At 72.2% G+C, this 23448-nt stretch carries 23 protein-coding genes and 1 pseudogene; 16 read left to right on the top strand and 8 right to left on the bottom strand.

Annotated elements, in window-relative coordinates:
• Positions 1 to 20: 20 nt before the first annotated feature.
• Both ASC82_RS06545 and ASC82_RS06540 read right to left on the bottom strand, forming a co-directional pair.
• Positions 21 to 1082, bottom strand: a complete 1062-nt coding sequence (locus tag ASC82_RS06545) for an iron-siderophore ABC transporter substrate-binding protein (RefSeq protein ID WP_199862477.1) — start codon at positions 1080 to 1082, stop codon at positions 21 to 23.
• Between the two features lie 133 nt (positions 1083 to 1215).
• On the bottom strand, positions 1216 to 2577 hold the full coding sequence (locus tag ASC82_RS06540; protein WP_056642854.1) for a lysine N(6)-hydroxylase/L-ornithine N(5)-oxygenase family protein: 1362 nt from the start codon (positions 2575 to 2577) through the stop codon (positions 1216 to 1218).
• Positions 2578 to 2824: 247 nt separating this feature from the next.
• On the opposite strand from ASC82_RS06540, the gene ASC82_RS06535 reads away from it, so the two are divergent.
• The 3 genes from ASC82_RS06535 (at position 2825) to ASC82_RS30945 (ending at position 5790) form a co-directional block, all read left to right on the top strand.
• On the top strand, positions 2825 to 3772 hold the full coding sequence (locus ASC82_RS06535) for a methionyl-tRNA formyltransferase (protein WP_056642851.1): 948 nt from the start codon (positions 2825 to 2827) through the stop codon (positions 3770 to 3772).
• Between the two features lie 18 nt (positions 3773 to 3790).
• Positions 3791 to 4606 carry a dimethylargininase gene (gene ddaH / locus ASC82_RS06530; protein WP_056642849.1) on the top strand — a complete coding sequence of 272 codons (816 nt, stop codon included), beginning with the start codon at positions 3791 to 3793 and terminating at the stop codon, positions 4604 to 4606.
• A gap of 74 nt (positions 4607 to 4680) precedes the next feature.
• A complete protein-coding gene (locus ASC82_RS30945; RefSeq protein ID WP_242427574.1) occupies positions 4681 to 5790 on the top strand; it encodes a winged helix DNA-binding protein in 1110 nt (369 codons plus the stop codon).
• Positions 5791 to 5859: 69 nt separating this feature from the next.
• Here ASC82_RS30945 and ASC82_RS30940 read toward each other — a convergent pair.
• A pseudogene (locus ASC82_RS30940) lies at positions 5860 to 6024 on the bottom strand (NAD(P)-dependent oxidoreductase); the annotation flags it as partial.
• 123 nt (positions 6025 to 6147) lie between these two features.
• On the opposite strand from ASC82_RS30940, the gene ASC82_RS06515 reads away from it, so the two are divergent.
• Complete coding sequence (locus tag ASC82_RS06515; RefSeq protein WP_056642844.1) at positions 6148 to 7026, top strand: helix-turn-helix domain-containing protein; 879 nt, start codon at positions 6148 to 6150, stop codon at positions 7024 to 7026.
• Positions 7027 to 7042: 16 nt separating this feature from the next.
• On the opposite strand, the gene ASC82_RS06510 is transcribed toward ASC82_RS06515, so the two are convergent.
• Positions 7043 to 8536, bottom strand: a complete 1494-nt coding sequence (locus ASC82_RS06510) for a family 43 glycosylhydrolase (RefSeq protein ID WP_242427573.1) — start codon at positions 8534 to 8536, stop codon at positions 7043 to 7045.
• 426 nt (positions 8537 to 8962) lie between these two features.
• On the opposite strand from ASC82_RS06510, the gene ASC82_RS06505 reads away from it, so the two are divergent.
• From ASC82_RS06505 to ASC82_RS06495, 3 genes are all read left to right on the top strand, one after another.
• Entirely contained in the window at positions 8963 to 9889 is a 927-nt protein-coding gene (locus ASC82_RS06505) for a hypothetical protein (protein WP_056642841.1), read from the top strand.
• Positions 9890 to 10004: 115 nt separating this feature from the next.
• Positions 10005 to 10451 (top strand): peptidase inhibitor family I36 protein, encoded by a 447-nt coding sequence (locus ASC82_RS06500; protein ID WP_056642837.1) that lies wholly within the window; start codon positions 10005 to 10007, stop codon positions 10449 to 10451.
• Between the two features lie 176 nt (positions 10452 to 10627).
• On the top strand, positions 10628 to 10981 hold the full coding sequence (locus ASC82_RS06495; protein WP_056642834.1) for a hypothetical protein: 354 nt from the start codon (positions 10628 to 10630) through the stop codon (positions 10979 to 10981).
• 110 nt (positions 10982 to 11091) lie between these two features.
• Here ASC82_RS06495 and mtnC read toward each other — a convergent pair whose 3' ends face one another.
• The 3 genes from mtnC to ASC82_RS06480 form a co-directional block, all read right to left on the bottom strand.
• Positions 11092 to 11814 carry an acireductone synthase gene (gene mtnC, locus ASC82_RS06490; protein WP_056642831.1) on the bottom strand — a complete coding sequence of 241 codons (723 nt, stop codon included), beginning with the start codon at positions 11812 to 11814 and terminating at the stop codon, positions 11092 to 11094.
• Positions 11815 to 11886: 72 nt separating this feature from the next.
• Entirely contained in the window at positions 11887 to 12195 is a 309-nt protein-coding gene (locus ASC82_RS06485) for an AzlD domain-containing protein (protein ID WP_056642828.1), read from the bottom strand.
• A complete protein-coding gene (locus ASC82_RS06480) occupies positions 12192 to 12959 on the bottom strand; it encodes an AzlC family ABC transporter permease (protein WP_079039091.1) in 768 nt (255 codons plus the stop codon). Before ASC82_RS06480 ends, ASC82_RS06485 begins: the two co-directional genes overlap by 4 nt.
• Before the next feature lie 56 nt (positions 12960 to 13015).
• Here ASC82_RS06480 and ASC82_RS06475 point away from each other — a divergent pair, with 56 nt between their 5' ends.
• The 9 genes from ASC82_RS06475 (at position 13016) to ASC82_RS06435 (ending at position 21856) form a co-directional block, all read left to right on the top strand.
• Positions 13016 to 13687 carry a CGNR zinc finger domain-containing protein gene (locus ASC82_RS06475; RefSeq protein WP_199862476.1) on the top strand — a complete coding sequence of 224 codons (672 nt, stop codon included), beginning with the start codon at positions 13016 to 13018 and terminating at the stop codon, positions 13685 to 13687.
• A complete protein-coding gene (locus ASC82_RS06470) occupies positions 13684 to 14403 on the top strand; it encodes a DNA alkylation repair protein (RefSeq protein WP_199862475.1) in 720 nt (239 codons plus the stop codon). The genes ASC82_RS06475 and ASC82_RS06470 overlap by 4 nt, the downstream gene beginning before the upstream one ends.
• 120 nt (positions 14404 to 14523) lie before the next feature.
• Positions 14524 to 15060 (top strand): hypothetical protein, encoded by a 537-nt coding sequence (locus ASC82_RS06465; protein ID WP_056642818.1) that lies wholly within the window; start codon positions 14524 to 14526, stop codon positions 15058 to 15060.
• A gap of 79 nt (positions 15061 to 15139) precedes the next feature.
• Positions 15140 to 15976: a DUF4097 family beta strand repeat-containing protein gene (locus ASC82_RS06460; RefSeq protein ID WP_056642813.1), complete on the top strand. Its 837-nt coding sequence runs from the start codon at positions 15140 to 15142 to the stop codon at positions 15974 to 15976.
• A 175-nt stretch (positions 15977 to 16151) separates the two neighbouring features.
• Entirely contained in the window at positions 16152 to 17132 is a 981-nt protein-coding gene (locus tag ASC82_RS06455; RefSeq protein ID WP_056642810.1) for an ATP-binding cassette domain-containing protein, read from the top strand.
• Complete coding sequence (locus ASC82_RS06450; protein ID WP_056642806.1) at positions 17129 to 17920, top strand: ABC transporter permease; 792 nt, start codon at positions 17129 to 17131, stop codon at positions 17918 to 17920. Before ASC82_RS06455 ends, ASC82_RS06450 begins: the two co-directional genes overlap by 4 nt.
• Positions 17921 to 17984: 64 nt before the next feature.
• On the top strand, positions 17985 to 19220 hold the full coding sequence (locus ASC82_RS06445; RefSeq protein WP_056642802.1) for a cytochrome P450: 1236 nt from the start codon (positions 17985 to 17987) through the stop codon (positions 19218 to 19220).
• A gap of 4 nt (positions 19221 to 19224) precedes the next feature.
• Positions 19225 to 19506, top strand: a complete 282-nt coding sequence (locus tag ASC82_RS06440; protein WP_347336070.1) for a ferredoxin — start codon at positions 19225 to 19227, stop codon at positions 19504 to 19506.
• A 109-nt stretch (positions 19507 to 19615) separates the two neighbouring features.
• Entirely contained in the window at positions 19616 to 21856 is a 2241-nt protein-coding gene (locus ASC82_RS06435) for an MMPL family transporter (RefSeq protein ID WP_056642799.1), read from the top strand.
• Between the two features lie 72 nt (positions 21857 to 21928).
• Here the strand turns inward: ASC82_RS06435 and ASC82_RS06430 are convergent, their stop codons facing one another.
• On the bottom strand, positions 21929 to 23341 hold the full coding sequence (locus ASC82_RS06430; RefSeq protein WP_056642794.1) for a GH1 family beta-glucosidase: 1413 nt from the start codon (positions 23339 to 23341) through the stop codon (positions 21929 to 21931).
• Between the last annotated feature and the right edge of the window lie 107 nt (positions 23342 to 23448).

The raw sequence follows: 23448 nt of genomic DNA, 5'->3' as shown, positions 1-23448 counted from the left end.
GGTGCGTCAGTGGTGCTTCGTCACTTGACGGCCGCGAGGAGCGGCTCGATCTCGTCGATGGCGTACGGGATCGACAGGACGGTGTTGAAGGAGAACGCGGCGCCGATGTCCGGGTCCTGGTAGGGCACGAACAGGTCGCGCTTCCCCTGGTTGACCTTCAGCTTCTTGTAGAGCGGCTCCGCCTTGATCCGGTCGTTGGCCTCGGTGCTGGAGGTGACCCAGACCAGCCGGTCGACGTCGAGGACGTTCAGCTTCTCGGCGCTGAGTTCGGCGACGTTCCAGCCCGGCTTGGCCAGGCCGTCGATCTCCGGCTTCAGCTTGAAGCCGAGTCCGGAGAAGAAGATCGACTTGGGGTCGGTCCTGGTGAACGCCGAGTACTTCCCGGCCTCGAAGGAGTCGGCGACGGCCAGCGTCTTCTGCGCGAACTCGGGGTGCTTGTCGCGGACGGCCTTGAAGCGGGTGTCGATGTCCGCGATCAGCTTCTCGGTCTCGGCGTCCTTGCCGAGCGCCTTGCCGATCTGCCGGGTCATGACCTGCCACGGCGCCCCGTAGTCGGGGTGCTCCTTGGGCTGGGCGACGACCTTGGTGAACTTGGAGAGCGTGTCGTACTGCTCCTTCTTCATCCCCGAGTACTGGGCGATGACCAGGTCCGGCTTGAGCTCCGCGATCTTCTCGATGTTGTACTCGTCGCGCTCGCCGACGATGACCGGCTTCGTGGAGCCCCACTTGTCCTTGGTCCACGGCCACTTGCCGTACGGCTGCTCCTTGAACCAGTCGACGGAGCCGGCCGGCTTGACGCCGAGCGCGAGCACCGCGTCCTGGTCGGAGAGACCGAGCGTGACGATCGTCTTCGGCTCCTTGTCGATCGTGGTGCTGCCGTACTTGTGCGCGACCGTGACCGGGAACGCACCGGGCTTGCCCGCTCCGTCGGCCGGCGCCGACACGGAGGGCGAGGAGGACGAGCCGGACTTCTCCGTCCCGCCCCCGCAGGCGGCGAGGGCGAGCGCCGCCACCGCGACGACGGCCACGCGGGGAGCGGATCCGGCGAACCGCGCGAGCGCGGGACGTGCACCAGTTGACACAGACTTTCCTTTCACGGGGATTCACAGTGCGTGCCGTGCCCGCCGGGACGCGAGCGCTGCCCGGCGGGGAACGGCGGGTGTTGCGTGGGGGGTTGCGGAGAAGTGCGGGGACGTACGGAGGTCCGGGCAGGCCTCAGCGGGCCGTGCCGACGCCGTCGACGACCGGCCGGTCCTGCCGGGCGGCCGGGACGGCGGCGGCCGCGAGCCGGCCGACGACCGAGTCGAGGATCTCCCCCACCCTGATCGCGGTGTTGGAGAGCAGCGACGACGTGATGCCGTGGGTGTGCTCCGTCCCGCCCTGGAGGTAGATGCCGCAGCGCAGTTCGGGGTCGGTGGCGACGCGGTAGTCGCGCTCGACGCGGATGCGGCCCTGGTCGTCGCGGAGGCAGCGCTCGGCGACGTCGCCGAGGAGGCCGATCGGGTCGGCGGGGCTGTAGCCGGTGGCGAGCACGACCACGTCGGCGTCGAGAGTGGTCTCCTCGCCGCTGACCAGGGACCTGACGGTGGCGCGGGCCCCGTCGGGGCCGTGCTCGACGCCGACGAGCCGCGAGATGTTGAGGAAGCGCAGCCGCTCGGTGCCGAGGACCTTCTCCTGGTACGACTGCCGGTACAGGTCGTCGATGAGGTCGATGTCCACCACGGAGTAGTTGGTGTTGCCGTGGTACTCCATCAGCTTGCGCTTGATGTCGTCAGGAGCGGTGAAGTACTCGTCGACCGCTTCGGGGTCGAAGATGCGGTTGGCGAAGGCGCTGTCGTCGGCCGGGCTGTAGCCGTAGCGGGAGAAGACGGCGCAGATCTCGGCGTCCGGGAAGCGGCGGTGCAGGTAGGCCACGTTCTCCGCGGCGCTCTGTCCGGCGCCGACGACGACGAACCGTTCGGGGGCGGTGCCCTCCAGGCCGTCCACCTTGGCCAGCAGGTCGGAGTTGTGCCAGACCCGGTCGCTGCGCTCGATGCCCTCGGGCATGCGGGGGCGCAGTCCGGTGCCGAGGACCAGGTTGCGGGCGCGGTGGACGACGAGCTCCGTGCCGGCGCGGGCGGTGACCTCCAGGTACTCCACCACGCCGTCCTGGACGACCGGTTCGACCGCGATGATCTCGTGGCCGTACGAGACCATGTCGTCGACCTTCGCCGCCGCCCACTCGAAGTAGTCGTGGAACTCCACGCGCAGCGGGAAGAGGTTCTTGTGGTTGACGAAGTCGATCAGCCGTCCCTTGCTCTGCAGGTAGCAGAGGAAGCTGTACTCGCTGGACGGATTCCGCAGCGTCACCAGGTCCTTGAGGAAGGACACCTGCATGGTCGCGTCGTCGATCAGCATGCCGCGGTGCCAGCCGAAGCACGGCTGCCGCTCGAAGAAGTGCGCGGTCACCGCCTCCTCCCTGCCGACGCGTGCGTTGTGCTCGCTGAGCGCCAACGCCATGGCCACGTTGGACGGCCCGAAGCCGATTCCAATGAGGTCGTGGACCAGAGGTGTGTCACCAGGAAGAACCTGAGACATGTCACTCCCATCGTGCGTGCCGCCTGTGGGGGGCGTGGCAGGGAACAGGGCATCGGGGCACACCGGAGAGGGCGACCCGAGCGGAACTTAGGTAAAGCTAACCTGACCTGACGGCGCCTGTCGACAGTCCGAGGCGAACAGCGGCGAAAGTATGGCTTCGAACGGCCTTGAAACACCGCCCAGTTGTGATGTTAGGTAAGCCTTGCTTTACTTGCGTCGATCAATCGCTCTTCCGAGGAGGAAGCCCATGCGGGTCGTCATGTTCGGTTATCAGACCTGGGGCCATCGCACCCTCCAAGCGCTCCTGGACTCCGAGCACGACGTGGTGTTGGTCGTGACGCACCCCAAGAGCGAGCACGCGTACGAGAAGATCTGGAGCGACTCGGTCGCGGACCTGGCGGCGGAGCACGGCGTCCCCGTCGTCATCCGCAACCGGCCGGACGACGAGGAGTTGTTCGAGCGGCTCAAGGAGGCCGATCCGGACATCATCGTGGCCAACAACTGGCGTACGTGGATCCCGCCGCGGATCTACAACCTGCCGCGCCACGGCACGCTGAACGTCCACGACTCGCTGCTGCCGAAGTACGCCGGCTTCTCGCCCCTGATCTGGGCGCTGATCAACGGCGAGCCCGAAGTGGGCGTCACGGCCCACATGATGGACGAGGTGCTCGACGCCGGCGACATCGTCCGGCAGGAGTCGGTCGCCGTGGAGCCGACCGACACGGCGACGGACCTGTTCCACAAGACCGTCGACCTCATCGCCCCGGTCACGATCGGCGCGCTCGGCCTGATCGCCTCCGGTGAGACCGAGTTCACCCAGCAGGACAGGTCGCAGGCCAGCTTCTTCCACAAGCGGGCCGAGGAGGACATCCGGATCGACTGGAGCTGGCCCGCCGAGGTCCTGGAGCGCCTGGTCCGCGCCCAGTCCGACCCGTATCCGGCCGCCTTCGCCTTCCACCGCGGAAGGCGCCTGGAGATCCTCTCCGCCGTGGTCTCCACGGGCCGTTACGGCGGCACTCCCGGCCGGATCTTCTACCGCGAGGGCGACGGCGTCGTCATCGTCGCCGGAGCCGACGCGCGCACCGGCCGCAACCACGGCCTCGCCATCACCCGCGTACGGACGGACGACGGCCGCGAACTGGCCGCCGCCGAGTACTTCACTTCCATGGGCGGCTACCTCACCAGCCGCCCCTGACCGCGAGGAACCCCACCCATGCGTACCGCACGGCCTCGGCACTACCTCATGTGCCGGCCCACCCACTTCGACGTGGTCTACTCCATCAACCCCTGGATGGACCCCGCGAAGCCCGTCGACACCCGACTGGCCATCACCCAGTGGGAGAAGCTGCGCGAGGTCTACCTGAGCCTCGGGCACACCGTCGACACGATCGACCCCGTCCCCGGCCTCCCCGACATGGTCTTCGCCGCCAACGGCGCGACGGTGATCGACGGCCGGGCGCTCGTCGCGAGGTTCCGCGACGCCGAGCGCATCGCGGAGGGCCCCGCCTACCACGACTGGCTGCGGGACAACGGCTTCCCCGACCTCCGCACCGCCGGCGTCGTCAACGAGGGCGAGGGCGACTACCTGTTGGCCGGCGACTGGCTGCTCGCCGGTACGGGCTTCCGCAGCGATCCGCGCTCGCACGACGAGGCGCAGGAGTTCTTCGGCCGCCCCGTCATCGGACTGACGCTCGTGGACCCGGACTACTACCACCTCGACACCGCGCTCACGGTGCTCGACGAGCGGACGATCGCGTACTACCCGGCGGCCTTCTCGCCGGGCAGCCTCGCGGTGCTGCGGCGCCTGTTCCCCGACGCCGTCATCGCCACGGCCGAGGACGCGGCGGTCTTCGGACTCAACGCGACCTCGGACGGATACAACGTGGTCCTGCCGCACAACGCCACAGGCCTGACCGAGCAGTTGCGCGCCCGGGGCTTCCACCCCATCGGCGTGGACCTCTCGGAACTCCTCAAGGCCGGCGGCAGCGTCAAGTGCTGCACGCTGGAGCTGCGCACGGCCACCGCATAAGCCTGACGTGCCCCGGACGGTCCCGGGGTACGTCAGTGCAAGAATATTAGGTTAGCCTCACCTAAGGATGAGTCATGGAACAGCCGGTGGTCTCAGGGACGGCACACGGCCCGGAAGGCGAGCGGTTCGCCTTCGTCGGCCTCTCGAACGCGCCGACCGACTGGGCACGGGTCCTCACCGCGCTCGCCGGCACCGACCTGACACTCGGCGCACCGCCGGCCGAGACCGCGGCCGCGCCGCCCACCGCCGGCGCCGCGACGCGCATGACACCACCGAGCGTCCTCGACCTCCACGCCTACCTCCTCACCGCCATCGGCAAGTCCGCGCGGCGGCGGCTGACCGACCGACTGGCCGCCCGGGGGCTCCGGTTGTGGCACCTCACCGTCATGGCACTGCTCGGTGACCTCGGACCGCAGATGAAGACGGCCCTGGCCGCGCGGCTCGACATGAACGCCAGCGACCTCGTGAAGATCGTCAACGACCTGGACAGGGCCGGGCACGTGGACTGCGTCCGCGACCTCTCCGACCGCCGCCGCGTCGTCGTCCGGCTGACCGACGAGGGCAGGACCGCACTGGCCGAGCTCAACACGGACATCGCGTCGGCGGACGACGACATCCTCGCCCCGCTCAGCCCGGCGGAACGCGACCAACTGGGCTCCCTGTTACGCCGCGTGCACCGGCACCTCGAACCGGCACCGGCCGCCGTCGTGCACGAATCACCGAGCAGCGCGCGTCACCGCGGGCCGGGTGCCGACGCCCCCGTGCAGAGCCACTCCGCCGAGAACGGCCGGATCGACTGGTCCCTCCCCGCGGAGTCCCTCGTCCGGTTCGTCGACGCCCGGCGGAACGCCTACCCGACCGCCTACACCCACCACAACGGCCGACGCCTGGAGATCCTCGCGGCCACGGTCACCCGCCGTACCTACGCCGGGACGCCCGGCCTGGTCCTCCACACCGAGGACGAAGGCGTCGTCATCGTCACGGGACCCGCCGCCCACACGGGCCGCAACCGCGCCCTCGCGCTGCTCCGCGTCCGGACGGAGGAAGGCCGGGAGACCGCCCCGGAGGAATGCTTCGGCCCGGCGGTCCAGGCTTCGGCCCCGACCCCCACCCCGACCCCGGCCCCAGCCCCGACCCCGGCCCCGGCCCCAACCGCCGATCGCCGAACTCTCAGCGGCGGGTGAGGACTTCGGCGATCCGGGTGAACCCCTCGGCGCCGTGCCCCAGGCCGATCGTGCGGCGCGTGAGCCCCTCGGCCGGTGTTCGGCGTAGAGCTCCTCCGGGCCGCTGTGCAGGAACACTGCATGCGGCGTGCCGATGGTCGGGGTGGGCGTCATGACGGCACCGTCGAGATGGCGGATGCCGTGGTCGTCGGCCCAGCGGGTGGTGTCCCGCGCCCGGTCCGGGGTGTCGGCGGCGCGTCAACCTGCGGCCTGGGTGTCCTTCAGGAGAGTGTTCCTGTTTGCCACCGAGATCTGCCGCCCCCTAGGGTTCTGACCTGCTGGAACACACCGTTTGCCCCTCCTGCGAAGGGCGCCGCCATGGCTGCCGAACGGCCGGACGACCAGGAACCGGCCCGTGCGCTGGGGAGGGCGCTGCGCGACCTCCAGCGACGCTCCGGGCGCACGCTGCGGGACCTGGAGACGACCGTCCGCATCAGCGACTCGTCGCTGTCCCGGTACTTCCTCGGCAGCACCGTCCCTCCGTGGTCGACGGTGCGCGACCTGTGCAAGGCCCTCGGCGGTGACCCCTCCGAGTACCGGCATCTGTGGGAGGCCGCCGACCACAGCCAGCGCAAACCGGTCCGCCGTCAGCCGGCCGGGGACGCCGGTACGGAGGCGACCTCCGGCGCGGAGGACGGTGACGGTCCGTCGGACGACGCCCCGCCCGAGACGGCTCGGCGCCGTCTCTCCCCGCGGAGGAAGCACGTGGCGTGGGCCGTCGCCGGGGCCGTGATCGGCCTGGTACTCGGAGCCGTCAGCGCCGTACTCCTCCGGCCGCAGGCCCCGACACCCGGCGGCTCCGCCCCGGTGGGCGCGCAGGGAGCGTCCGCCGCGTCGGACGTCCCCCGGATCTTCGTGAGCCGGGCGACGGGCGCCTGCCTCGACGACAGTCTCGACCAGGGCACCAGGTCCTTCGCGTGCAACGGCATGTCGTACCAGCGCTGGACCATGCGCACGACGGCGGACGGCGGCACCCAGCTCCGCAACCACGCGACGGGAGAGTGTCTGGACCACCTGCCCGGCGGCCTGGCCACGACGGCCTGCGGCGCGTCCGCGTCGCAGCGGTGGACCGTCACCGCGCGGGACGACGTGGCCGTCGAGATCAGGAGCACGACGGCCCGGCGCTGCCTGGCCGACAGCGCGGGCGGTCTGCGGGTGCTGCCGTGCGACGGGACGACGCCTCAGAAGTGGGCCTGACGCGGCGAGTCGGAGGCTACGCCACCTCCACGGCGTCCAGCTCGGTGTAGCGCTCCCTCTTCGTCAGCCGGAGGGTGTTCCACCCCTCGCGCAGGTCCACCGGCACCTCGCGCGGGCTCCACTCGTCCCACCCGGTGTACGGGTAGTCGACCGTGCCCGCCCCCGTGCCGTTGACCGTCAGCAGGTGCGATGCCGCGGCCGGCGCGTCCGATGCGTCGAGCGAGCCGTTTCCGTAGCGAACGGTCAGGGTGTGGCGTCCCGGCGAGGCGGCGAAGACCCGGAACTCCACGAAGCTGTCGGGTTCGTCGATGTGCCCGACGGCGCGGCCTCCCCAGGCGTTCCGTGCCTCGCGGACGGCCGCCCGGTGCACCCGAGCGAGCTCGGCCTCGTACACGGTCTTGCTGCCGCGCACGACCGGGCGGCCGCCGTCGGCGAACCCCAGGTCGGCGGCGTACAGCACCCGTCGTGAGGCGTCGGCGCCCCGGCCGTGGAAGAGGATCCGGTCCCGGCCGTCCGGGCCGGTCACCACGTCCTGGCCGCCGGGTCCGCCGATCGCTCTCCCGAAGGAGGCCGTCGTCATGAACGGCCCGTCCCCCTTCACGTACGGCCCCGTGAGGGCGTCGGCGGTCGCCCAGCCCGCCGTGTAGGCGTTGGTGCGGTAGTCGCCGGCCGAGTACAGGAGGACGTAACGGCCGTCCCGCTTGACGAGGGTGGGCGCCTCGACGAGGCCCTGCTCCCAGTTGTGCGGGTCGTCCTGCTTGATGAGCCGGACCGGCTCGCCAGTGACACGGGTGCCGTCCCACGAGACGGGCTGGAGGTGGAGCCAGGTGTCCAGCCGGCAGCAGTTGCCGTCGCTCTTCCAGAGGAGGTGGCGGGTGCCGTTCTCGGTGTAGCTCGACGCGTCGATCGCGCCGCCCTGCTCGGCCGGACAGACCAGGGGGCCGTCGCCGACCGGCCGGAACGGGCCGTCGGGCGAGGACGCGAGCGCGACGCCGATGCACTGGCGCCCGCCGGCCCGGTCGCGGGCCGTGTAGTGGAGCGTGAACCCGTCGCCGTTGTCGAAGACCTCCGGCGCCCAGACGTGGCCCGGCGGATCGAGCGTGACCCATGCGCCGACCTCGGGCAGCACGTCCGTCGCGTCGACCGTCCAGTGGACGAGGTCGGTGGAGGTGGCGTGCTGGATGTTCCTGCCGTGGGCGTTGGTGGCGTAGGCGTGGAAGACCCGGCCGACGCGCACGACGTCCGGGTCGGCGAAGTCCTGGTCGAGGACGGGCGTGGTCGGCGAGGTCGGCGCGGAGATGTGGACGGCGTGGGTGGTGGCCGGGGTCAGGGGCGGGGCGGCGCCGGCGCCGGGAAGGGCCGTGAGGCAGGCGGCCGCTCCCAGGGCCATGGCCGCGAGGAACCCCCGCCGGGACGCGGCCCGTCCCCGGCCGATCGGCCCGCGTGCGCGACGCCGTCTCGCGTCCGTGCGGCGGAGGAGTCCGCCGCCTCGCTCGTCCCGGTGGTCCATGGATCATCCGCTCCTTCGGTTCCGGTCGTCCCGCGCCTCGGTGCGCGGGTACACCACGAGAACGACGCGGCCGCCCTCGCGTCGCGCCGGTCCCGACCCTGTCCCGGGGACTCTCCTGTCCCGGGACAGGAGGGTCCCCGCAGGTCAGCGGGGCCGGGATCCCGACTTGGCCGAAGCGGGCGGGACACGGTTGCGGGCCGCTTCCCGCCCGGCACAGACTTCGGTTGTCCGGCCGCGGCACCGCTCCACAGCGGGGCCCGAGCGGATGTCCCGCCCCGGTGCGAACCCGCGCCGTGCGGCGGAGCCACGTGGCAACCGCGCTCCGGCGCACCCACGCCGACACGTTCCGACGCCACTTCCTCGGGCCCCCGGAATCGCCGTCGTTCTCGTCCTCACCCACCGCTCACCCACCGCAGGAGATCCCCCATGCCCCGGCACAGCCCTGCCCGCTGCTCCCCCGTCACCACCGCCGTAGCGGTCTCCAGCGCCGTCATCGCCCTCGCCGCGACCCTGCTCGCCGGCCTCGGCGAACCGGCCGGCGGCGAACGGCCACCTCCCGTCCGCTCCGGCGCCACGGGCGCGGACGACCGGCTCCTCCACGACGCCGAGCAGAGGCTGCTGCGCGACTGCATGCGCCGGCACGGATTCACGTACGAAGTGTTCCCGCTCCCCGAGGACACCGAGGCCACGACCTTCGTGTACGTCCTCGACGACGCGGAGCGGGCCCGCCGCCACGGCTACGGCTCCGACCTGCGAAGGCAGCGGGAGGCCCGCGCCGCGAGCGATCCGAACCGCGCCTACTTCGCCGCGCTCCCGGCGGACCGCAAGGCCGCGGCGCTCGCCGCCGCCAACGGCGCCTCGCCCGACGGACCGACCGTCACCCTCCCGGGCGGCGGGACCGTACGGCGCAGCGACCGGGGCTGCGTCGCGGAGGCCCAGCGCGGGCTGTACGGAGACCTCACCGCCTGGTTCCGCGCCTCGACCCGCGTCGGCGCGTTGGCCCAGATCCGCCGGGGCCGCGTCGTGGCCGACCCCCGCTACGTACAACGGCTCGTTCCGTGGCGGGACTGCATGCGGCGCGCCGGACAGGCGTTCGCGACGCCCGCCGAGGCCCGGGCCGCCGCCCTCTCCCCCGTACGTCCCCTGAGCGCGGACCGCGAAGTGGCCCTGGCCCTGACCGAGGTGCGGTGCGCCGGGGAATCGGGCCTCGCCCGCACGGCCCGGGACCTCGACGCGCACCATGGCGGGCTCCTGGCGCGGGAGTACCGCGCGGACGTCGAGGCGCGGGAGCGGTTGAGGTCGGCCGCGCTGCCCCGCGCCCGCCGGATCCTCGGCGAAGACGCCCGGGCCTGACCCGCGCGGTCGATCCGCACCCAAGACTCCGCCGAGTGCCACAGGGGCACACGGCGGCCCCAACGGCCGTGCCGCGAAGGGCGGTACGGCCACCCACCCCAGAAGGAGACACACCATGCGCGTCAAGCGTGCCCTCGCCACCGCTCTCACCGTCGGGGCCCTCGCCCTCCTCACGGCCCCGGTGGCCGACGCCCGCGTCGCCGCCCCCGAGGCCCCCGCGGCCGTCTCCCCGGCGGCGGCCGCCGCCCCGGACGGCTTCCTGTACGCCTGGGAGCACCCCCACGCGGGCGGAGCCCACTGCAAGTGGAACGGGCCCAACGGCAACTGGGCCGGCTGCCGGGACAAGATCTCGGACATCTGGAACAACGGCTTCCCCGGGCAGGGTGAGGACGTCAAGCTCTTCCGTCTCACCTCCTGGGACGGCTCGTGGGTCTGCCTCCACCAGGGCCACTCGATTCCCGACCTCGGCGCCTCCGGCCTGACGTTCTTCGGCCCGGGCATCGGCCACGGCGAGCCCGTCAACGACAAGGTCGGCTCGCACCTCTGGGTCGACGCCTGCTGACGACACCCACCCGGAAGCCGGCCCGACGGGACACCCCGCCGGGCCGGCGTGCGTGGTCACGGCGGCGACCCCGGGGGGGCGGAAAACTCGATGGCCTCCCGGTTCGCGCCGCGGCTATCGTCCGGAGTCCCGCCGGCCGTACCCTCGGCCGCCCTGCCGAGAGAGCGAAGACGCACATGACCAGCCGTCGACCGACGACGACCCTGTGGCGGCCCACCGGACCCACGGAGCTGGACCTCGTCCGCGAGCTGAACTGGCGTGCGTGGCCGCCTCGTCTCCCCGAGCAGCCGATCTTCTATCCGGTCCTCAACGAGGACTACGCGATCAGGATCGCCCGGGACTGGAACGTGAAGCACGACGGCGCGGGCTTCGTCACCCGGTTCGAGGTCGACTCGGAGTTCCTGCGCCGGTATCCCGTCCAGCAGGCCGGCGGGCGGACGATCCTGGAGCTGTGGGTCCCGGCCGAGGAGCTGGACGACTTCAACGCCCACATCGTCGGCGGGATCCAGGTGACCCACGAGTTCCGCTGACGGTTACGGGAGGCTGCGCTCCCGGCGACGCAGCCGCGGGCGCGCTCGCGACCGCCAGATGTCGAGCGTGGGGCGCACGGCGACCGAGGACACGTCCGTCCTCACCGCCGCTACGTTCCGGAGAGCAGCTCGGTGAGGTCGGTGACGGCCGGGTGCCCGGGGACGGCGGCGCGTGCGTCGTCGGCCCGGCGTACGGCGGCGGTCCGCCAGCCGGCCGTGGCCGCGGCGTCGAGTTCGGGAGCGAGGTCGCTGACGAACAGCAGACCCTCCGGCGCGTGCCCGAGCTCCCTCGCGATCGTGTCGTACGACTCCGGGGACGTCTTCGGGCCGGCCGTGGTCAGGTCGAAGTAGCCGTCGAGCAGCGGGCACAGGTCGCCGTACGCGGTGTGCCCGAACCAGTCGCGCTGGGCGGCGACGGAGCCGGACGAGTAGACGAAGCGGCCCACGCCCCGCGCCTTCCAGTGCTCGAGGGCGGGCGGCACGTCCTCGTACACGTGCCCGTGCAGCTCGCCCGCCGCGTAGCCACCGGCCCAGATCAGCCCCTGCAACGTCTTGAGCGGGGCGACCTTCCCGTCGGTGTCGGACCACCGTTCGAGGAGCGCGAGGGCACCGGCCTCGTCGTGGGCCGCCCCCGCCTGAGCGGCGACCTCGTCGAGGATCCCCTGCCACTGCGCGGTGCCGCGGTGCGCGGCGAGCCAGGTGGCGAGCCGGGCCCGCGCGTAGGGGAACAGGACGTCCTGCACGTGGTCGAGCGACCCGGTGGTCCCCTCGATGTCGAGCACGACGGCCCGGACGGGGGCCGTTCCGTGGGAGAAGTCGGGTGCGCGCTGCATGAGTCGTCCTTCTCTGGTCGGTTGCGACCACTTCACCATGCGTACGGCAGCCGCACGGCCCCCTCGCTTCTGTCACCCGGTCCAGAGCCGGAGGAGCGCGGTGACGGCCACCGCGCCCAGGAGGGTCACCGGCATCGGTGCGCGGTAGAGCCGGAGGACGACCACGGTCGAGAGTCCGGCGAGCAGGGTGAGGTCGAGGGCGCTCCAGCCCGGCCCGGCGAGGGCCGTCACGACGAAGCCGGCGAGCAGGGCCGGTGCCACGAGGGCGAGCACGGACCGGGTACGGGCGGGGAGTTGGCGGCCGCCCAGGACCGCGGGTCCGGCGGCCTTGAAGGCGAAGCTGATCAGGGCGATGGCGCCGATGGCGATCCAGAGGGTCATGCCTCCACCTCGGCGGCGCGGTGGGCGGATCCGCCGACGGGGGCGGGCCGGGCGGGCGGGGTCTCTGCCGCGGGTCGGACGAGGGCGACGAGTGCGCCGGCGGCCGCACCGATCAGGGCCGGGCCGGTCGGGAGGAAGAGGACCAGCACTGCCGCGACGGCCGCGCCGAGCAGAGCCGGGAGCCGGTTGGCGCGCTCCTTGCGGAGCTCGTCCATGAGGAGCATCACGAACAGGGCAGGGGTGAGGACGTCAAGTCCGAGCGTGTGGAGGAGATCCGGCGAGGGAGCGGCGACGACGCCCAGGGCGGTCCCTGCGACCCACGCCGGCCACTGGACGGCGGTCGCGCCGAAGAGGACGTACCGGTCGAAGCGCCCGCCGCCGAGGTGCGCCGCGGCCCACGAGCCGTCGACCACCGTCTGGCCCTCCAGGGCCCGGCGGAGCCGGCCGCCGCGGAGGTCGGCCGCGACGGCCATGCCCATGGGGAGGAACCGGCTGTTGATCAGGGCGGCGGCGGTGACGGCGGAGGCGACGCCGCCGCCGGTGCCCAAGGCCGCGACGAGGGCGAACTGCGCCGAGCCGGAGAAGACGACGAGGGAGCACAGGACGGGCGCGAGGGTGCCCCAGCCTTGCGCCTGCGTCAGGGCGCCGAAGCTGGTGGCGAGCAGGAACGAGGCGGCTGCCGGCCCTGACCCGATCCGGAGCCCGGAGCGGAAGCGCTCACGGGGTGTGGCGACGTCAGGCGTCACCGGCGGGGAGCTTTCCATGCGCACAAACTAACAGCCATAAGCCGTCATGGTCGTTAGATAGCTAGAATGGCGGGGTGGCAGTGGAGAAGAACGGATCCGACGCCCCGTCCGCGGCGGCGCAGCGGGCACACACCCCCGACACGAGCGCGGGCGTGACGCTCATGGGCGGGCACCCGGTGCTCGACTTCGCGAACACCGTCGCCTGGCGGACGGACCCCGACCGCCGGGTCGAGCGGGTGAAGGGCGCCACGGCGTGGGCGAGATGGGCTGTCGCCGCCGGACTGCTCACGGCACGGCAGTCCGCCGAACTCCAGAAGGCGTCGACGGAGGAGGGGGCCGAGGAGACCGAGCGCCAACTGGCCGCACTGCTCCGCCTCCGCGGCCTGCTCTGGCCCGTCCTGGACGCGCTCACCGAGGGCGAGCCCCCGCCGGTCGCGCCGTGGGACGAACTCCGTCGGGTGATCCTGCTGGCCCGCGAGAGCGCGGAGCTCCCGGCCGCGTTCCCGCTGCGCTGGCAGCCCGGCACGGAACGCCTCGTCGACCTGGGCCACACCCTCGCCCTGCAAGCCGAAGCGCTGCTGGCCGGCCCGGGCCTCGAACGGATCCGGCGCTGCGGAGGGCCCGGCTGCGGCTGGTTCTTCCTCGACCGCAGCCGCGGCGGCACCCGGCGGTGGTGCAGCTCCGGCGACTGCGGCAACCGTGATCGCGCCCGCCGCCATTACGCTCGCAGCAAGCAGGCTCGATGACTCCGCACGAGCGGGACGGGAGGTCCGAGGTGGGCGAGACGACGGTGAGCGAGACGACGGTGGCCGAGGTGATGGCCGAGCTGGCCGCGCTCGAGGACCCGAAGGCGCGCACGGTGAACGAGAAGCACGGCGACGATCACGGCGTGAACCTCGGCAAGCTGCGCGCGCTCGCGAAGCGGCTGAAGACCCAGCAGGACCTGGCGCGCCGGCTGTGGGCGACGGACGACACGGCGGCGAGGCTGCTCGCGCTGCTGATCTGCCGCCCGAAGGCGTTCGAGCGGGACGAGCTGGACGCCATGCTGCGCGAGGCGCGCACGCCCAAGGTGCACGACTGGCTCGTGAACTACGTGGTGAAGAAGAACCCGCACGCCGAAGAGCTGCGCGTGGCCTGGTCCGCCGACCCGGATCCCGTGGTCGCGAGCGCCGGCTGGGCGCTGACGACCGAACGCGTGGCGAAGAAGCCCGAGGGCCTCGACCTCGCGGGCCTGCTCGACGTCGTCGAGGCGGAGATGAAGGACGCGCCGGACCGGCTGCAGTGGGCGATGAACCACTGCCTGGCCCAGATCGGGATCGAGCACCCCGAGCACCGCACCCGCGCCCTCGACATCGGCGAGCGCCTGCAGGTACTGAAGGACTACCCGACATCCCCGGGCTGCACGTCGCCGTACGCACCCGACTGGATCACCGAGATGGTGCGCCGGCAGCACGCCGAGTAGCGCCACATCGGGTGCCATGCGGCACCACGTGGCGCCCGCATGGCGCTACGAGACGCCAGACGGTGCCACATGGCGCCACAGGGACTTGCAATGGCGCCACAGTGGTGCCACTATCTACCCATGGACCTGACCCCCTACGTCGACCACCTCCGCAGCGAGCTCGCGGTCGCCGCCAACGCCGGCGGAGACGAAGCACGTGCCCTGGCCGAGCGGCTGACCGCCCCCCTGGAGTCGGCCGCTCGCCTGACGCTCCTCAACGCCCTGTCCGCCGCCTCGGAGGAGATCACCCGCGAGCTGGCGCCGGGCTCGGTGGACGTACGGCTGCGGGGGACGGACCCCGAGTTCGTGGTGACGTCGCCGCTCGGTTCCGGGACGGCGAACGAGGACGTCACCCCCATGGCGGCGCCGATGGCGCCACGTACGGCACCGGTGGCACCACTCGCCGGGGACGGCGACGAAGGCGGCACCGCCCGCATCAACTTCCGCCTCCCGGCCCACCTCAAGGCCCGGGTGGAGGACGCCGCCGGCCAGGAGGGCCTGTCCGTCAACGCCTGGCTCGTACGGGCGGTGGCAGGCTCCCTGGAAGGGGCCGGAACCGAACCGCCCGCCCCGCGCGCCACCCGAGGGGGACAGAGCTACCGGGGGTGGGTCCGCTAGCCGGACCGCCCACCCCGACACCCGCGCCACCCGCACCACCTGCGCAAACACCCATCAGAGCCAAGAGGACGGGACAGCCATGCCTTCTTTCGAGACGCCCCAGCCCATCACCGCGATCCTGGACTTCGAGGTCGGCAACGTGCGGCTCGTGTCGAGCGAGCGCAAGGACACGGTCGTCGAGGTGCTGCCGAGCAACGAAGCCGAGGACGTCGACGTCCGCGTCGCCCAGCAGACCAAGGTCACGTACGCCAACGGCACCCTGACCGTGAAGGGGCCCAAGAAGCGCTCGCCGTTCGGCAAGCACGGATCGATCGACATCACCGTCGAGCTCCCGGCGGGCTCGCGCCTCACCGGCACCGGCTCCATCGGGGACTTCAGCAGCGAGGGTCCGCTCGGAGAGTGCCGGGTCAAGGCCTCGCTCGGCGACATCCGGCTCGACGAGGCCGGCGCCACACACCTGCGGACCGGCCACGGCGACATCCGCGTCAACCGCGCGACCGGCCATGCCGAGATCCACGGGCAGGGCCGGATCGAGGTCGGCGAGATCACCGGCACGGCCGTCGTCAAGAACGGCAACGGCGAGATCGAGATCGGCGAGATCACCGGCGACCTCAAGGCCAACTCCGCCAACGGCCGCATCACCGTCGGCCTCGCCCACGCCTCCGTCGACGCCCGGTCCGCCAACGGCGCCATCCGCATCGACGAGGTGGTCCGCGGCGTGATCCAGCTGCAGGCCGCCGCCCACGACGTGGAGATCGGCGTACGGGAGTCGACCGCCGCCTGGCTGGACGTCAACACCCGGGTCGGAACCGTACGCAACGCGCTCGGCGCCGCCGAGGGTCCCGACACGGCCCAGGAGACCGTCGAGATCCACGCGCGCACCGGAGTCGGCGACATCGTGATCCGTCGCGCCTGACCTCGCCTCCTCCCCCCTCCTCGGTCTCCCAGGCCTCCCCGGGCCTCCACGACCCACCCCCTCCCCCACCCCGGACGACCCGGACGGCCGTCGCCACCCTCGCGGCGGCGATCCGTAACCCAAGACGCAATGTCACAGGTGACATGTCACACCTCACTGCTCACAAGGGGCCTCCATGACCACGACATCCCTCACCACGGCCGCCGCCCCGGCGATCTCCGCCCTCGGGCTGCGCAAGTCCTACGGCGACAAGATCGTCCTCGACGGCATCGACCTGACCATCCCCGAGGGCACGATCTTCGCCCTGCTCGGCCCCAACGGCGCCGGCAAGACCACCACCGTGCAGATCCTCTCCACGCTCATCGACGCCGACGGCGGCAGCGGTCAGGTCGCCGGCCACGACCTCGCCCAGCGGCCCGAGGGCGTCCGCGCCGCCATCGGCGTGACCGGCCAGTTCGCCGCCGTCGACAACCTCCTCACCGCCGAGGAGAACCTGTTCCTCATGGCCGACCTCCGGCACCTGCCCCGCCCCGAGGGACGGCGGCGCGCCGCCGAGCTCCTGCGCCGCTTCGATCTGGCCGAGGCGGCCCGCAAACCGGTGAGCACCCTCTCCGGCGGCATGCGCCGCAAGCTCGACCTCGCGATGACCCTGGTCGGCGACCCGAAGGTCATCTTCCTCGACGAACCGACCACCGGGCTCGACCCCCGCAGCCGCCGCACCATGTGGGAGATCATCCGCGAGCTGGTCGCCGACAACGGAGTGACGATCTTCCTCACCACGCAGTACCTGGAGGAGGCCGACCAGCTCGCCGACCGCATCGCCGTCCTCGACCGGGGCCGGCTCGTCGCCGAGGGCACCTCCGACGAGCTCAAGCGCCTCATCCCCGGCGGGCACATCCGCCTCGTCTTCGCCTCGCCCGCCGAACTCGACGCCGCCGCCCGCCACTTCGGCGCGGCGGCCCGTGACCCCGAAGAGCTCACGCTGCGCGTCCCCAGCGACGGCGGGATCCCCGCCCTGCGGGCCGTGCTCGACGTCCTCGACGCGGCAGGCGTCCGGGCCGAGTCGCTGACCGTGCACACGCCGGACCTCGACGACGTCTTCCTCACCCTGACCGGTCACGGCACCCCCGACACCACGACGGAGATGACCCGATGAGCTCCCTCTCGTACGCCGTCAGCGACTCGCTGACCATGCTGCGGCGCAACCTCAAGCACGCGCTGCGCTACCCCTCGATGACCCTGTCCGTCGTCATCATGCCCGTGATGATGCTGCTGCTGTTCAACTACGCGTTCGGCGGCGCCCTCGGCAGCGGCATCGCCGGCGCGCCCACCGGCGGCGGGGCCTACATCGACTACGTCGCTCCCGGCATCATCCTGATGGCCGCGACGGCCGGGGCGGTGGCGACGGCGGTCGGCGTCTGCGTCGACATGACCGAAGGCATCGTCAACCGCTTCCGTACGATGTCGATCTCGCGCGCCGCTTTCCTCACCGGGCACGTCGTGGGCAGCGTCATCCAGACCGTGATCGCCATCGCCCTGGTCATCGGCATCGCCCTCGCCATCGGCTTCCGCCCCAACGCCTCGGCCGTCGAGTGGATCGCCGCGATCGGCCTCCTCACCCTGCTCACGACGGCACTGACCTGGCTGTCCGCCGGTATGGGCCTGGTCGCCAAGACCCCCGAGTCGGCGAGCAACGCGCCCCTGCCGCTGACCTTCCTGCCCTTCCTCGGCAGCGCCATCGTGCCGACCGACTCGATGCCGACCGGCCTGCGCTGGTTCGCCGAGTACCAGCCCTTCACCCCGGTCATCGAGACCCTGCGCGGCCTGCTCATGGGCACCGAGATCGGCAACAGCGGATACCTCGCGCTCGCCTGGTGCGTCGGCCTCTCGCTCGTCGGCTACCTCTGGGCACGCTCCGCCTTCGGCCGCACGGCCAAGCTCTGAGGGCCGCCTCCCCGCCACCGCACGCCACTCACCCACCCACGGACCACGGACCACGGAGGACACGATGCAGAACGAACCGTCGCACCGCCCCTTAACCGCCCGGATCTCCGAGCCCGTCACGCTCCCCACGCAGCGCGCCGCCGGTTGTCCCTTCGACCCGCCCGCCGGCCTCGCGGAGCTGCGCGAGGAGAGCCCGCTCGCCCGCATGGCGTACCCCGACGGGCACGTCGGCTGGCTGGCCACGGGCTGGTCGACGGTCCGCGCGATCATGGGGGACAGCCGTTTCAGCTCGCGGTACGAGCTGATGCACTACCCCTTCCCCGGGGGACCCGAGGGCCCGCTGCCGCCCGCCCCGGTCGGCGACATGACCGGGATGGACGCCCCGGAGCACACCCGCTTACGGCGCATCCTGACGGGCAAGTTCACCGTCCGCCGGATGCGACTGCTCTCCGACCGGGTCGCGGAGATCACCGACGAGCACCTGGACGCGATGGAGCGCGGCGGTCCCGGCGCCGATCTGGTCGAGGCGTTCGCCCGCCCCCTGCCCGCGCTGATGATCTGCGAGCTGCTCGGCGTTCCCTACGCCGACCGCGACCGCTTCCAGGGCCACGCCGACACGATCATGTCCATGGACGTGTCACCCGAGGACCGTTACGCCGCGTACGTCGGACTCCAGGAGTACATGGCCGAGCTGGTCGCCGCCCAGCGCGCCGCACCCGGCGACGACCTGCTCGGCGATCTGGCCCGGGACTCGGACCTCTCCGACGAGGAACTGGTCGGCGTCGGGGGCTTCCTGCTCGCCGCGGGGCTCGACACCACCGCCAACATGATCGCCCACGGGACGTTCGCGCTCCTCACCGATCCCGCCCAGGCCGACGCCCTGCGGACGGACCCGGACCTCGCCCCTCAGGCCGTCGAAGAGCTCATGCGCTACCTCACCATCGCCCACACCAGCGTGAAGTCCGCGCTGGAGGACGTGGAGCTGGAGGGCAGGCTCATCAAGGCGGGCGAGAGCGTCACCCTGTCGTTCGAGGCCGCCAACCGGGACGCGGAGCGGTTCCCCGACCCGGACGTGCTCGACCTCCACCGCAAGGCCACCGGCCATCTGGGCTTCGGGCACGGCATCCACCAGTGCCTGGGGCAGCAACTGGCCCGCGTCGAGCTGACGGTGGCGCTGCCGGCGCTGCTGCGGCGGTTCCCCACGCTGCGGCTCGACGTGCCGGCCGACGAGGTGCCCCTGCGGACGGACATGAGCATGTACGGCGTGCACCGGCTGCCGGTGACCTGGGACGAGAGCTGATCCCGTGGACACGGACCCGGACGGGGACATGGACCCGGACAGGGACATGGACATGGGCAGGGACAGGGACATCGACGTCCACATCGATCGCGACCGCTGCCTCGGCGCCGGAATGTGCGCCCTGACCGCCCCTCTGGTCTTCGACCAGGACGAGGACGAGGGCCTGGTAGTCCTCCTGGACGCCCGGCCGGCGCAGGAACAGCTCGCCGCCGTCCGCGTCGCCGCCGGCGTCTGCCCGGCCTCGGCCATCGCCCTCACGCGGCGCGGCTCCTCCCCCGCCTCGTAACCCCCATCCACCGCACTGCCCCGGTCCGCCGCCTTCGGCGCCTTCGACATGCCCTCGCCGGCGGCCCGGGCCCCCATCGACCGCTCGACTCACCGACAGGATTCCTCCCGTGGCCACCTTCCTCTCCAAGCTGGGCCGCTTCGCCTTCCGACGGCGGGGCCTGGTCGTCCTCCTGTGGCTCCTCGCCCTCGTCGGCGTGGGCGTCGCGGCCTCCACCGCCGCCGCCCCGCCCGCGGACACCTTCTCGATGCCCGGAACGGAGTCCCAGAAGGCGTTCGACCTCCTCCAGGAGAAGTTCCCGGACGCCCGCGCGGACGGCGCCGCCGCCCGTGTCGTCATCCGCGCCCCCGGCGCCGAGAAGATCACCTCCCCCGCCCGCAAGGCGCAGGTCGAGCAGCTCGTGAAGGATCTCTCCCGCGCACCCCAAGTGGCGCGTGTGGCCGATCCGTTCGCCGCGCAAGCGGTCAGCGGTGACGCGACGACCGCGTACGCCTACGTCACGTACAGGACACGGGCGACCGAGCTCACCGACGCGGCGCACGACGGTCTCGCCGACGCCCTGGAGGACGCCCGGGACGCGGGCCTCGCCGTCGAGGCGGGCGGCGACGCCGTCAAGATCGAGCAGGCCATGAGCGGTACGGGCGAGAAGATCGGCATCCTCGTCTCCGCCGTCGTCCTGCTCCTCACCTTCGGCTCCCTCGTCGCCGCCGGAATGCCCCTGCTGACGGCCGTCATCGGCGTCGGCATCGGCGTCAGCGGCATCGCCGCACTGGGCAGCACCCTCGGCCTGTCGTCGACGACCTCGATGCTCGCGATGATGATCGGCCTCGCCGTCGGGATCGACTACGCCCTGTTCATCGTCTCCCGCTACCGCTCGGAGATCACCGAGGGGCGTGAGCGCGCGGAGGCCGCCTCCCGTGCCGTGGGCACCGCCGGTTCGGCGGTCGTCTTCGCCGGACTCACCGTGATCATCGCCCTCGCGGGGCTCGCCGTAGTGAACGTCCCGATGCTCACCAAGATGGGCCTCACCGCGGCCGGCACAGTCGCCATCGCCGTACTCGTCGCGATCACCCTCGTGCCCGCCCTCCTCGGCTTCGCCCCCGTCAGGGTGCTGGCCCGCAGGGACCGCAAGCAGCACACCGGCAAGCCGCTGTCGAAGCGTCAGCAGCGCAAGGCCGCCCGGCTCGCGGCCCGCGACAAGCCCAACCTCGGTGCCCGCTGGGCCGCGTTCGTGCTGCGGCACCCCGTCGCCGTACTGCTCCTCGGCGTCATGAGCCTGGGCGCCGTCGCCGTACCCGCCGCGAGCCTCGAACTGGGCCTGCCGGGCGAGGGTTCGATGGCCCCGCAGACCACGCAGCGCAAGGCGTACGACATGCTGTCCGACGCGTTCGGTCCCGGGTTCAACGGGCCGCTGACGGTCACCGTCGAGGCCAAGGACGCGAAGACGGCCGCGGAGCAGGTCCGCACGGCCCTGGAGACGGTCCGCGGTGTCGACGCCGTGTCCCCCGCCACCGTCAACGCGTCGGGCGACACCGCCCTCGTCACCGTCGTCCCCGCCACCGGCCCCACCGACAGCCGGACCGAGGACCTGGTGCGCTCGCTGCGCGGCATGACGGACGGTCTGGAGTCCCGGTCGGGCGCCTCGGAGATCCTGGTCGCCGGACAGACCGCGATGTTCATCGACTTCTCGCAGACGCTGGACGACGCCCTGCTCCCCTATCTCGCGCTGGTCGTCGGTCTCGCCTTCCTCCTGCTCATGCTGGTCTTCCGCTCCGTGCTCGTCCCCCTCAAGGCGGCGCTCGGCTTCCTCCTGTCGGTATCCGCGGCGCTCGGGGCAGTCGTGGCCGTCTTCCAGTGGGGCTGGCTCGCCGACCTCTTCGGCGTGGACCAGCCGGGTCCGGTCATGAGCACCCTGCCGATCTTCATGATCGGCGTTGTCTTCGGTCTCGCGATGGACTACGAGGTCTTCCTGGTGTCACGGATGCGTGAGGCGTACGTCCACGGCGCCCGTCCCGCCGAGGCGGTCGTGACCGGGTTCCGGTACGGCGGCCGGGTCGTCAGCGCGGCGGCGATCATCATGACCAGCGTCTTCTCCGGCTTCATCGTGGAGGACAACGACTTCGTCAAGATGATCGGCTTCGGTCTCGCGGCCGCCGTCCTCTTCGACGCCTTCGTGGTCCGGATGGCGCTCGTGCCCGCGCTCTTCGCCCTGCTCGGCAAGTCCGCCTGGTGGCTCCCGAAGTGGCTCGACCGGCTCCTTCCGAACATCGACGTCGAGGGCGAGAGGCTGTCGCGGCAGCCCGTGGTCCCCTCGGAGCCTTCGATGCGCGAGAACCAGTTCGTCGGCTAGCCGACGAGGACCGACGGCGGCCCCGGCGAGATTCCCTCGCCCGGGGCCGTCGCGCGTGTGCCGGGAGGCCCGTCACTCCGCGCCGCGGACCCTCCGGGCCGTGTCGCGGAGCCACAGGGCGCTGCGCTTGGGCGTGCGGGTCTGGGTCGGGTAGTCGACGCGGACGAGGCCGAAGCGCTTGTCGTAGCCGTAGGCCCATTCGAAGTTGTCGAGAAGCGACCAGGCGAAGTAGCCGCGGACGTCGGCTCCTTGGCCGCGGGCCCGGGCGACCGCGGCCAGGTGGGCGGAGAGGTAGGCGGTGCGCTCGGAGTCGTCGACGTAGCCGTGGGCGTCGGGTTCGTCCTCGTACGCGGCGCCGTTCTCGGTGACGACCATCGGCGTGCCGGGGTAGTCGCGGGAGATCCGGAGGAGCAGTTCGGTGAGGTCGTGGGGCATGACCTCCCAGCCGAGGCCGGTGACCGGGAGGCCGCCGTGCGGGAGGTTGCGGGTGACGGGGAGGCCCCGCGGGTCGGTGGTGGCGCCGTGCTCGTCGGCTCCTGATGTCCGCATGGAGCGGTAGTAGTTGACGCCGAGCGTGTCGATGGGGCCGGCGATGATCGGCAGGTCGCCGTCCTGGACGGGGATCTCGATGCCGTGGGCGGCGAGGTCGTCGATCAGGTCCTGCGGGTAGCGGCCGCGCAGGATCGGGTCGAGGTAGAAGCGGAATCCGATGGCGTCGGCCCGGCGGGCGGCCTCGCGGTCGGGGGCGCTGTCGGTGGCCGGCCGGCTGGTGCCCAGGAGGTGGGTGACGGCGAGGTCGAGCGGACGGCGGGCGGCGGCGCGGAGGCGTTGGACCGCGAGGCCGTGCGCCAGGTGCAGGTGGTGGACGGCCCGCACCCCGTCGGCGAGGGAGCGGCCGCCCGGCGCGTGGATGCCCTCGACGTGGCCGAGGACGGCCGAGCAGAAGGGCTCGTTGAGGGTGGTCCAGTGGGTGACGCGGTCGCCGAGGCGGTCGTGGACGAGTTCCGCGTAGTCGGCGAAGCGGTACGCGGTATCGCGGGCCGGCCAGCCGCCGGCGTCCTGGAGCTCCTGGGGCAGGTCCCAGTGGTAGAGGGTCAGCCAGGGGGTGATCCCGGCGCCGAGGAGCTCGTCGACCAGCCGGTCGTAGAAGCCGATGCCGGCGGGGTTGGCCGGGCCGCGGCCGCCGGGCTGGACGCGGGGCCAGGAGACGGAGAAGCGGTACGTGTCGAGGCCGAGCGAGGCGATCAGGGCGACGTCCTCGGGCATGCGGTGGTAGTGGTCGCACGCCATGTCCCCGGTGTCGCCGTTGTCGACGGCCCCGGGGACGCGGCAGAAGGTGTCCCAGATGGACGGGGTTCGGCCGTCCTCGTCGGCGGCGCCCTCGATCTGGAAGGCGGAGGTGGCGGCGCCGAAGCGGAAGTGCGGGGGCAGCGTGTCGATGAGCTTGTCGTGCTGGGCGGTGACGGACGGGACGGTGGAGGTCATGGGCTGCTCCTGAGGCCGGGGTGAGAGAGGTCGGCGGACGGTGGGGCGCGGGCGTGAGGTCGGCTCCGAAGCCGTCGCGGGCGTGAGGACGGCCCGGACGCCGTCGC

Origin of the sequence: Streptomyces sp. Root431 (assembly GCF_001426585.1) — a bacterium.
Classification (GTDB): Bacteria; Actinomycetota; Actinomycetes; order Streptomycetales; family Streptomycetaceae; genus Streptomyces; species Streptomyces stackebrandtii.
The sequence above is the reverse complement of the archived record's forward strand: the minus strand, read 5'-3'. Positions and strand labels throughout refer to the sequence as shown.

Coding starts and splice junctions, on each gene's coding strand:
- ASC82_RS06460 (WP_056642813.1), top strand. CDS start 15,140: ATGCCTTCTTTCGAGACGCCCCAGCCCATCACCGCGATCCTGGACTTC.
- ddaH (WP_056642849.1), top strand. CDS start 3,791: ATGCGTACCGCACGGCCTCGGCACTACCTCATGTGCCGGCCCACCCAC.
- ASC82_RS06495 (WP_056642834.1), top strand. CDS start 10,628: ATGACCAGCCGTCGACCGACGACGACCCTGTGGCGGCCCACCGGACCC.
- ASC82_RS06510 (WP_242427573.1), bottom strand. CDS start 8,536: ATGGACCACCGGGACGAGCGAGGCGGCGGACTCCTCCGCCGCACGGAC.
- ASC82_RS30945 (WP_242427574.1), top strand. CDS start 4,681: ATGGAACAGCCGGTGGTCTCAGGGACGGCACACGGCCCGGAAGGCGAG.
- ASC82_RS06535 (WP_056642851.1), top strand. CDS start 2,825: ATGCGGGTCGTCATGTTCGGTTATCAGACCTGGGGCCATCGCACCCTC.
- mtnC (WP_056642831.1), bottom strand. CDS start 11,814: ATGCAGCGCGCACCCGACTTCTCCCACGGAACGGCCCCCGTCCGGGCC.
- ASC82_RS06485 (WP_056642828.1), bottom strand. CDS start 12,195: ATGACCCTCTGGATCGCCATCGGCGCCATCGCCCTGATCAGCTTCGCC.
- ASC82_RS06445 (WP_056642802.1), top strand. CDS start 17,985: ATGCAGAACGAACCGTCGCACCGCCCCTTAACCGCCCGGATCTCCGAG.
- ASC82_RS06480 (WP_079039091.1), bottom strand. CDS start 12,959: ATGGAAAGCTCCCCGCCGGTGACGCCTGACGTCGCCACACCCCGTGAG.
- ASC82_RS06505 (WP_056642841.1), top strand. CDS start 8,963: ATGCCCCGGCACAGCCCTGCCCGCTGCTCCCCCGTCACCACCGCCGTA.
- ASC82_RS06500 (WP_056642837.1), top strand. CDS start 10,005: ATGCGCGTCAAGCGTGCCCTCGCCACCGCTCTCACCGTCGGGGCCCTC.
- ASC82_RS06430 (WP_056642794.1), bottom strand. CDS start 23,341: ATGACCTCCACCGTCCCGTCCGTCACCGCCCAGCACGACAAGCTCATC.
- ASC82_RS06540 (WP_056642854.1), bottom strand. CDS start 2,577: ATGTCTCAGGTTCTTCCTGGTGACACACCTCTGGTCCACGACCTCATT.
- ASC82_RS06465 (WP_056642818.1), top strand. CDS start 14,524: ATGGACCTGACCCCCTACGTCGACCACCTCCGCAGCGAGCTCGCGGTC.
- ASC82_RS06455 (WP_056642810.1), top strand. CDS start 16,152: ATGACCACGACATCCCTCACCACGGCCGCCGCCCCGGCGATCTCCGCC.
- ASC82_RS06470 (WP_199862475.1), top strand. CDS start 13,684: ATGACTCCGCACGAGCGGGACGGGAGGTCCGAGGTGGGCGAGACGACG.
- ASC82_RS06450 (WP_056642806.1), top strand. CDS start 17,129: ATGAGCTCCCTCTCGTACGCCGTCAGCGACTCGCTGACCATGCTGCGG.
- ASC82_RS06515 (WP_056642844.1), top strand. CDS start 6,148: ATGGCTGCCGAACGGCCGGACGACCAGGAACCGGCCCGTGCGCTGGGG.